This is a genomic window from Deltaproteobacteria bacterium, from assembly GCA_030654105.1.
Classification (GTDB): Bacteria; Desulfobacterota; SM23-61; order SM23-61; family SM23-61; genus JAHJQK01.
Window position 1 is genome coordinate 1 of the sequence record JAURYC010000120.1, and the last position, 4,051, is coordinate 4,051.

General features: G+C 51.1%; 4 protein-coding genes. All 4 read left to right on the forward strand.

Features of this window, described 5'->3' with window-relative positions:
* The coding region (locus tag Q7V48_04615; GenBank protein ID MDO9210018.1) for an acetyl-CoA carboxylase biotin carboxylase subunit at positions 1-1,398 on the forward strand (1,398 nt) is incomplete at its 5' end.
* A gap of 178 nt (positions 1,399-1,576) precedes the next feature.
* Positions 1,577-1,960 (forward strand): phosphoribosyl-AMP cyclohydrolase, encoded by a 384-nt coding sequence (hisI, locus tag Q7V48_04620; GenBank protein ID MDO9210019.1) that lies wholly within the window; start codon positions 1,577-1,579, stop codon positions 1,958-1,960.
* Positions 1,953-2,828, forward strand: coding sequence for an ATP phosphoribosyltransferase (hisG, locus tag Q7V48_04625; protein ID MDO9210020.1), 876 nt, complete (start codon positions 1,953-1,955; stop codon positions 2,826-2,828). The genes hisI and hisG overlap by 8 nt, the downstream gene beginning before the upstream one ends.
* Positions 2,829-3,371: 543 nt before the next feature.
* Positions 3,372-4,051: ABC transporter ATP-binding protein (locus Q7V48_04630; GenBank protein ID MDO9210021.1), on the forward strand; the 680-nt coding region annotated here is incomplete at its 3' end.

Sequence of the window (4,051 nt, forward strand, 5' to 3'; positions counted from 1 at the left end):
ATGGACATTAAGAGCGTGGCGGTTTATTCGGACGTGGACCGCGAAGCCCTCTTCGCCAACTATGCCGACGAGTCTTATTACCTGGGGCCCTCTCGGGTATCGGAAAGTTACCTGAATATCCCCCGAATCATGGCCATTGCCAAGGAAGCCCAGGCCGAGGCCATCCACCCGGGCTACGGATTTCTGGCCGAGAACCCGAACTTTGCCGTGGCCTGCGAACAGGAGGGAATCAAGTTCATCGGTCCATCCAGCCGGACCTTGGAGATGGCCGGGAATAAGATCATGACCCGCCAGATCATGGCCCGGGCCGGGCTTCCGGTGATTCCGGGAACTCGGGGTAAGATCAAGGATTTGGCCCATGCCACCCGTTTTTCCAAATCCACCGGTTATCCGGTAATCATCAAGCCGGCCTTTGGCGGCGGGGGGATCGGCATGAAGGTGATCGAGCGGGAAGAAGAATTACTTTCCGCCCTGGAGTCCTCCCAGACCATGGCCCGCCAGGCTTTCGGCGATGACGAAATCTTTATCGAGAAATACCTTCCCAAACCCAGGCACATCGAGTTTCAGGTTCTGGCGGATGAGAAGGGGAATATCCTCCATCTGGGCGAGCGGGAATGCACCATCCAGCGCCGCCATCAGAAAATTCTCGAGGAGACTCCCTCCCCCATCATGACCCGGGCCCTGCGCCAGGAAATGGGCCGGGTGGCCGTGGCTGCCGCCCGGGCCCTGAATTACACCAACGTCGGGACCATCGAATTCATTTACTCCGAAGGACAATTTTATTTCCTCGAGGTCAACGCCCGCATCCAGGTGGAGCACGCCATCACCGAGATTGTTACCGGCGTGGACCTGGTGAAAGAGCAGATCAGGATCGCTGCCGGTCTTCCTTTGGACATCTACCCGGAGGATATCACCCTGAACGGCTGGGCCATTGAGTGCCGCATCAACGCCGAAGATCCCTTGAACAATTTTGCTCCCTGCCCGGGAAAGCTCGCGGGCTATCGCTCCCCGGGCGGCATCGGCATCCGGGTGGACAGCGGTGTGCACACCCGGTACACCATCCCTCCTTTCTACGATCCCATGATCTCGAAGCTGATCATCTGGGGCCGGGACCGGCAGGAAACCATTGAAAGAGCCAAGCGGGCGCTTTATGAATACATCATCGTCGGCGTGCGCACGAATATTCCTTTCCTTAAAGCGGTAGTCAGCAACCCCTCTTTTATCAAGGGCGAGATGACCACCCATTTCATCGAGGAAGAGCGGGAACTTTTTCAGGATATGCTGCGTATCATCGAGAAGGAGAAGTCCCTACAAGAGAAGCTGGAGACTATCTTTAACCCCCGGCGGAAGATGGCGGCTATAGCCATGGCTCTTGAGGCTTACCGGGGGCAGGCGTAAAAAAATATTTTTCACCGCAGAGAGCGCAAAGAGCGCAGAGCATGATAGAATAAACAATGGCGGGTAAAAAATTTTTACGAATGGCCTTTACTCCCCCGTTTTTTATTATATTTAAAACTCTGCGTTCTCGGCGCGCTCCGCGGTGAATGGTTTTTGTATTATGCTGTAAGGAGTTTTTATGAGTGACTTGGAAATTGATTTTGCCAGAGGACAGGGGTTGATCCCGGCCATCGTCCAGGACTGGGAGACGGGCGAAGTGTTGATGGTGGCTTACATGAACCCTGAGAGTTGGGCCAAAACGCAGGAGACAGGCCAAGCCTGTTTCTGGTCCCGCTCGCGCAAGAAACTCTGGCTCAAGGGTGAAACCTCGGGCCATGTCCAAATCATCAAAGAGGTCTACATCGATTGCGATAACGACGCCCTCCTGCTGAAAGTGGAGCAAGTCGGCGGAGCAGCCTGCCATACCGGGTACCGTACCTGCTTTTACCGCCGGATCGTGAACAATGAGACGGAAACCGTTGGCGAACGCGTCTTTGATCCCAAGGAGGTTTACGGTGGATAAAATATTAAAGTTTGGTATTCCCAAGGGTAGCCTGGAGAAAGCGACCATCGATCTTTTCCAGAAGGCCGGATGGGTGATCAAGGTAAGCACGCGGAATTATTTCCCCTCCGTTGATGACCCTCAGCTGTCCTGCGCCCTGATCCGTGCCCAGGAGATGGCCCGCTACGTAGAAGAGGGAGCCCTAGATGCGGCCATCACAGGGAAGGACTGGGTGATAGAAAACGGCAGCGATGTGGTAGAGGTCCAGGAATTGATCTATTCCAAAGAAAGCCCGCGCCCAGCCCGGTGGGTCCTGGTGGTCACGGAAGATTCACCCATAAAGCGGCTGGAAGACATGCAAGGCAAAAAGGTGGCCACTGAACTTGTTTCCTTTACCCGTCGCTACTTTGGCGAAAGGGGAATCAATGTCAAAGTGGAATTCTCCTGGGGCACCACCGAAGCCAAGGTTGTGGAGGGGTTGGTGGACGCCATCGTGGACGTAACCGAGACAGGGTCTACCATCCGGGCTCACGGCCTGCGCATCGTCCACGAACTTATGCAATCCACCCCTCGGCTGATTGCCAACAAAGAATCCTGGCAGGACCCATGGAAAAAAGAGAAAATTCAACAGATTGGCACTTTGCTCAAAGCCGCTCTGGGCGCAGACCGGATGGTTGGCTTGAAGATGAACGTTCCCCAGAAACGCCTGAAGGAAGTGGTGGCGATCCTTCCCTGCCTCAATGCTCCGACCATTGCTTCTTTGTATCAAAGCGATTGGTACTCGGTAGAAGTCGTGGTCAGGGAAGAGGTCGTGCGGGAACTCATCCCCTTGTTATTGAGAAAAGGCGCGGAGGGGATCATCGAGTATGCTCTGAACAAGGTCATCTGACCTTCATTTTTTTATTGACATTCTTGGGGGGATTAATTTAAACTCACTCCGTTCGTAGCCCACTCCTTTCTGGAAAACAAAATGAGAAATGAACCAGGCCTTGATCTTTTGGTCGGGGAAGGTGTTCGTTTGGAAGAACTAAAAACAACCTGCCTATCAACTGGAAAGAAAATAGACGACTATTCCGGGAGAATCCTCCTATTCTTTATGGATCGACTTTTAAGCTTTATTAAAGTGAACGACAAAATAAATAATCGTTGTGAGGAATCTGCCTAAGGATAATTCGCAGTGAAATATACTTAATGGCAAATTACTTAAGTCGTTTACTAAAAAAGGCTTGAAACATAGATTCTATCTTCTGCCGTCATATCCACAAATCTATTAAGTTTGAGGAAATATTAGCAGCCGATGGGAATTTTTGAACAAATGATCGCCATCGGGATTTGGCCAAGCGGACAGGTGACGAGTCCACTTTCCCCCCGACCATTTCAACTTTTTGATTACCGTATTAATAAATAATGAAGCTTCACGGAGATGTGAACAATGGTTATTTCTGATGAAGTTCAATTGCAAGTCCAGGACCTTCATATGTCCTTCGGGGGAGTGAAAGCACTCCGGGGAGTAAGCCTGGAAGTCAGGAAAGGGGAGATCTTTTCCATCATTGGGCCCAATGGTGCGGGGAAAACAGTCCTCTTGAACTGCATCAATGGGCTTTACCACCCCCAAGAAGGTAAAATCTATTTCGAAGAAAAAGAAATCACCAAGTTAAAACCTTATCAAAGAGCCAAAATGGGCATCTCCCGGACTTTCCAGAAGATCGAGCTTTTTAAAGGTACAACGGTGCTTGATAATATTCGGCTCGGTCGCCATATTCATCTTAAAACAGGTTTGTTGAGTGGTTCGGTTTATTTTGGCAAGACAGCACGTGAAGAGATCGAACACCGCGACTTTATCGAAAAGGAGATCATCGACCTTTTGGAGATTGAACATATCCGGGATAAGATTGTTGGCATGCTTCCCTACGGGCTGCAAAAACGAGTCGAACTGGCCAGGGCCTTGGCTCTCAATCCTAAAATTCTTCTACTGGATGAGCCCCTGGCCGGCCTGAATTTAGAGGAAGTCGAGGATATGGCGCGATTCATTTTAGACATCAATGAAGAAGAACGCTGGCAAACGACCTGCGTACTGATCGAACACGATATGGGTGTAGTGATGGATATTTC